Source organism: Streptococcus sp. VTCC 12905 (genome assembly GCF_049893385.1).
Lineage (GTDB): Bacteria > Bacillota > Bacilli > Lactobacillales > Streptococcaceae > Streptococcus > Streptococcus suis_AA.
In genome coordinates this window covers 1-4,876 of sequence record NZ_JBMVJC010000052.1, presented here as the reverse complement: position 1 = coordinate 4,876, position 4,876 = coordinate 1, and the positions used below count along the sequence as shown (strand labels likewise).

General features: G+C 34.4%; 5 protein-coding genes and 3 pseudogenes. 1 reads left to right on the top strand and 7 read right to left on the bottom strand.

Features of this window, described 5'->3' with window-relative positions; genetic code table 11:
- Positions 1-69 precede the first annotated feature (69 nt).
- From ACPC58_RS11365 to ACPC58_RS11335, 7 genes and pseudogenes are all read right to left on the bottom strand, one after another.
- Positions 70-186: pseudogene (locus ACPC58_RS11365) on the bottom strand (topoisomerase DNA-binding C4 zinc finger domain-containing protein); the annotation flags it as partial.
- A gap of 169 nt (positions 187-355) precedes the next feature.
- Complete coding sequence (gene erm(B), locus ACPC58_RS11360; RefSeq protein ID WP_002292226.1) at positions 356-1,093, bottom strand: 23S rRNA (adenine(2058)-N(6))-methyltransferase Erm(B); 738 nt, start codon at positions 1,091-1,093, stop codon at positions 356-358.
- A 124-nt stretch (positions 1,094-1,217) separates the two neighbouring features.
- Positions 1,218-1,301 carry a 23S rRNA methyltransferase attenuation leader peptide gene (locus ACPC58_RS11355; protein WP_001814874.1) on the bottom strand — a complete coding sequence of 28 codons (84 nt, stop codon included), beginning with the start codon at positions 1,299-1,301 and terminating at the stop codon, positions 1,218-1,220.
- A gap of 48 nt (positions 1,302-1,349) precedes the next feature.
- Positions 1,350-1,540, bottom strand: a pseudogene (locus ACPC58_RS11350) (peptide-binding protein).
- 184 nt (positions 1,541-1,724) lie between these two features.
- Positions 1,725-3,869, bottom strand: coding sequence for a DNA topoisomerase 3 (locus ACPC58_RS11345; protein ID WP_434066016.1), 2,145 nt, complete (start codon positions 3,867-3,869; stop codon positions 1,725-1,727).
- Positions 3,869-4,486: a recombinase family protein gene (locus ACPC58_RS11340; protein WP_001062587.1), complete on the bottom strand. Its 618-nt coding sequence runs from the start codon at positions 4,484-4,486 to the stop codon at positions 3,869-3,871. Before ACPC58_RS11340 ends, ACPC58_RS11345 begins: the two co-directional genes overlap by 1 nt.
- Before the next feature lie 13 nt (positions 4,487-4,499).
- On the bottom strand, positions 4,500-4,670 hold the full coding sequence (locus ACPC58_RS11335; protein ID WP_000713595.1) for a hypothetical protein: 171 nt from the start codon (positions 4,668-4,670) through the stop codon (positions 4,500-4,502).
- Positions 4,671-4,794: 124 nt separating this feature from the next.
- Between ACPC58_RS11335 and ACPC58_RS11330 the strand changes: the two are divergent.
- Positions 4,795-4,876 (top strand): annotated as a pseudogene (locus tag ACPC58_RS11330) (IS6 family transposase); the annotation flags it as partial.

Here is a 4,876-nt window from a genome sequence, read left to right as displayed (position 1 = left end):
CTGTTCTGCTAAAGAAAGTACTAAATCCATCATTTCTTTTTCTGATCTCATTTACATACTCCTCGTTTATTTTTTCTTTCTAAAATGTTCAGCTAAAGTAAACTTACATTCAGGATAATTTGAACAACCATAAAACGATTTTTTTAATACAATATTGTTGCCACACTTAGGACATTTTCCTACAAGGGGTCCCGAGCGCTTAGTGGGAATTTGTACCCCTTATCGATACAAATTCCCCGTAGGCGCTAGGGACCTCTTTAGCTTCTTGGAAGCTGTCAGTAGTATATCTAATAATTTATCTCCATTCCCTTTAGTAACGTGTAACTTTCCAAATTTAAAAAAGCGACTCATAGAATTATTTCCTCCCGTTAAATAATAGATAACTATTAAAAATAGACAATACTTGCTCATAAGTAACGGTACTTAAATTGTTTACTTTGGCGTGTTTCATTGCTTGATGAAACTGATTTTTAGTAAACAGTTGACGATATTCTCGATTGACCCATTTTGAAACAAAGTACGTATATAGCTTCCAATATTTATCTGGAACATCTGTGGTATGGCGGGTAAGTTTTATTAAGACACTGTTTACTTTTGGTTTAGGATGAAAGCATTCCGCTGGCAGCTTAAGCAATTGCTGAATCGAGACTTGAGTGTGCAAGAGCAACCCTAGTGTTCGGTGAATATCCAAGGTACGCTTGTAGAATCCTTCTTCAACAATCAGATAGATGTCAGACGCATGGCTTTCAAAAACCACTTTTTTAATAATTTGTGTGCTTAAATGGTAAGGAATACTCCCAACAATTTTATACCTCTGTTTGTTAGGGAATTGAAACTGTAGAATATCTTGGTGAATTAAAGTGACACGAGTATTCAGTTTTAATTTTTCTGACGATAAGTTGAATAGATGACTGTCTAATTCAATAGACGTTACCTGTTTACTTATTTTAGCCAGTTTCGTCGTTAAATGCCCTTTACCTGTTCCAATTTCGTAAACGGTATCGGTTTCTTTTAAATTCAATTGTTTTATTATTTGGTTGAGTACTTTTTCACTCGTTAAAAAGTTTTGAGAATATTTTATATTTTTGTTCATGTAATCACTCCTGAAGTGATTACATCTGTAAATAAATACAGAAGTTAAACGATTTGTTTGTAATTTTAGTTATCTGTTTAAAAAGTCATAAGATTAGTCACTGGTAGGAATTAATCTAACGTATTTATTTATCTGCGTAATCACTGTTTTTAGTCTGTTTCAAAACAGTAGATGTTTTATCTACATTACGCATTTGGAATACCAACATGACGAATCCCTCCTTCTTAATTACAAATTTTTAGCATCTAATTTAACTTCAATTCCTATTATACACAAAATTTTAAGATACTGCACTATCAACACACTCTTAAGTTTGCTTCTAAGTCTTATTTCCATAACTTCTTTTACGTTTCCGCCATTCTTTGCTGTTTCGATTTTTATGATATGGTGCAAGTCAGCACGAACACGAACCGTCTTATCTCCCATTATATCTTTTTTTGCACTGATTGGTGTATCATTTCGTTTTTCTTTTTGTGCGCCTAAATTTCCCACAATCACTCACTTCTTTCTATTTCTTCTTATTCTTATTTTATCATCAACAATCACAAATCACTTGTGATTTGTGATAAGTGATTTGTGATAAGTGATTTGTGATTAATATATAAAAGCCCTCTTTAAAGGGCTTTTATGTTTATTTTGAGAAAGATATAAAATCAATATATCCCTTTTCCCCAATTTTTACAACGGCATTGTAGGGCTTTTTCTCTTTGTTTTTGATTCCTTTTACCAGGGTTTCTTTTCCCTCCAGTAATTCTTTTACATTCGTTTTGGTTAGTTTTTTCTTTCTAAAATGTTCAGCTAAAGTAAACTTACATTCAGGATAATTTGAACAACCATAAAACGATTTTTTTAATACAATATTGTTGCCACACTTAGGACATTTTCCTACAATACTTTTTTCTGCTTCTTTTTCTTTCTGTTCCTGGTAATCAGACAAATTTAGTTTTTCTATATCGTTAGGTACAGCTTCCAGTAAATGAACAATGAATTTTTTGATATTCGTAATAAAGTTCTCTTGATTGCCTTCTCTTTTACCGATTTTTTTTAAATACGTTTCCCATTTAGCCGTCATTTCAGCACTCGTTAAAAGGTGCTGACTTTCAACTGCCTGGCACAATAATTTTCCTTTTTCAGTTACAACAAGCTTATTCTTAATCACTTGGATATATTCTTTTTGTTTTAACGCTTCAATAATACTTGCTCTTGTCGCTTCTGTTCCAATCCCCTCAACTTCTTGTAAAATCTTGATTGCTTCTTCATCATCAACCGTTTTATTCGCCGTTTTCATAGCAGTTAATAATGTACCCTCTGTAAAAGCTTTTGGCGGTTGCGTTTCTTTTTCAACACTCTTAACACCAACTTCGGCACGTTCGCCAATGATAACGAGTGGTAACGTTTGAACGTCCTCTTTTTCTTCTTTGGTTTGTTGTTTGAAAAGAATTTTCCACCCTTCTTGCTTTGGTGTCTTTCCGATCGATTGAAACAGCAAATCAGCTACTTTCGTTTGTATCTTGGTTTCTTCATACAAGTAATCAGGTAAAAACATGGCAACGGTCGTTTTAACGACTAAAGCATATATTTTTCGTTGTAAATCGTCCATTTTCGCTAATACAGATTCGTTAGGTACTTGTTTTGTTGGGATAATGGCGTGGTGTTCCTGTACCTTACTACCGTCCACATAACGCTTTCTAGGCTCTGTTTGAACCATTTCAAGATCAAGTCCTAAAAAACCGCTATATTTGCCAAAATTCGCTTTTAAATAAGCAAATTCGTTCTCTGTAATAAATGGTGTATCTGTTCTTGGATAACTCAATAATTTTGCTTCATACAGTCCTTGCATAGCTTTTAAAGTTTGGCTCGCTGTCGCTTTATAAAGCTGATTGACTTTTGATTGCAAACTACTTAAAGAAAACAAACTCGGACTATTCGTTTTCTTCTCTTTGGTTTGAACATCAGCAATTATCCCCTCTTGATTGCCTATTTTAGCTTGTTTAGAAGAAACAAAAGCTAAAAGCTCCTCTTGGGTTTTAAAACGCTGTGTGGGGCTTAGAACGCCCTTAAACGACCCTTGGTTTACTTTTATACTAGCTTCCACCTCGAAAAAAGGTTCTTTTTTAAAATTCTCTATGGCTTCCTGGCGCTGAAAAATAAGGTATAAGGTGGGCGTTTGAACACGTCCTAGTGAAAATGTACCTTGTACGCCCTTCTGTTGTAAATTTAACGTATACAAAGGGCTTGCGTTCATGCCGATCAACCAATCGGCAATTTGGCGTGTTTGCGCTTCTTGATAAAAGGGATAGTAATTCATTCCAGGTTGCAAATTTTGAAAACCGCTTCGGATTACATCTTTTTCTAAGCTATTGATCCATAGTCTTTTAAATGTTTTATCTTTTGAAAAGGCATTTGCTTTATGGATAATCGACCAGGCGATATTTTCACCTTCTCTGTCGCTATCTGTTGCAACAATAATTGTATTTGCCTTTTTGAGAAGTTCTGCAACAATTTTAAACTGCTTTCCCTTATCTTTTGCAACTTCAAAATCGTATCGATCAGGAAAAATCGGCAAAGATTCAAGTTTCCAATTTTGCCACTTTTCGTCATAATGACCTGGTTCTGCTAATTCCACTAAATGCCCAAAACCAAAGGTGATAAACGTTTCATCTGTAAATAGTGGGTCTTTGATCTCAAAATAACCGTCTTTTTTGGTGCTTTGTTTTAAAGCACTTGCGTAGGCTAATGCCTGGCTTGGTTTTTCAGCTAAAATAACCGTACTCATTAACTATCCCTCTTTTCATTGTTTTTTCTTTGATCGACTGTCACGTTATATCTTGCTCGATACCTTCTAAACGTTCGGCGATTGATTCCAGTTTGTTCTTCAACTTCTTTATCGGATAAACCATTCAAAAACAAATCGAAAGCATGCTTTAAACGTGGATCATTTTCTTTAAATTTATGCTGACGACCTTTGAATTTGCCTTTTTTCTTAGCAATTTCGATTCCTTGTGCCTGACGTTCCTTAATTTTTTTTCGTTCTGATTCTGCTTGATACTTGTACAATTCAATGACAAGGCTATTAATCAAACGCCTTAAATTTTCATCTTCAATACCATTCATTGAGGGTAAATTTAAGACTTCCAGGGTTGCCCCCTTAATTTGAATTTGATTCATCAATTCTGTTAATTCTTTATTATTTCGTCCTAATCGATCTAATTCAGTAACAATAACAATATCCCCTTCACGAATATAGTTAAGCATAGCTTGTAATTGTGGGCGTTCGACCGATTGACCGCTTAATTTGTCTGAAAAGACCTTAGAAACGCCCTGTAACGCTTGTAATTGCCGATCTAAGTTCTGTTCTTTGCTACTGACACGTGCATAACCAATTTTAGCCATTTTCAACCAACCTCTAAAATTCTCTCGGTTGCAATAACCAATCAGCAATATCTACTTTTTCAATTTCAAATTGCTTATCAGAAATTGTCTTTTCGTAAGCGATAAAATCTTGCGCATATTGTTGCTCATTAAAAATAGCCACCACTTCGTCATTTTCTAAAACTCGATAAATAAATTTTTTCATTTTACTCCTCCTATTATGCCCAACTTAAATGACCTATTCACCAAGTCAATGGTTCTGTTGCAAAGTTTTAAATCTACTATCAAATAAGGTAGAATAATAGAAAAAGATAGCAGGAGGAATGACGATGAATCATTTTAAAGGAAAGCAATTTCAGCAGGATGTGATTATTGTAGCCGTGGGCTACTATCTTCGTTATAACCTTAGCT

Coding starts and splice junctions, on each gene's coding strand:
- ACPC58_RS11355 (WP_001814874.1), bottom strand. CDS start 1,301: ATGTTGGTATTCCAAATGCGTAATGTAGATAAAACATCTACTGTTTTG.
- ACPC58_RS11335 (WP_000713595.1), bottom strand. CDS start 4,670: ATGAAAAAATTTATTTATCGAGTTTTAGAAAATGACGAAGTGGTGGCT.
- ACPC58_RS11340 (WP_001062587.1), bottom strand. CDS start 4,486: ATGGCTAAAATTGGTTATGCACGTGTCAGTAGCAAAGAACAGAACTTA.
- ACPC58_RS11345 (WP_434066016.1), bottom strand. CDS start 3,869: ATGAGTACGGTTATTTTAGCTGAAAAACCAAGCCAGGCATTAGCCTAC.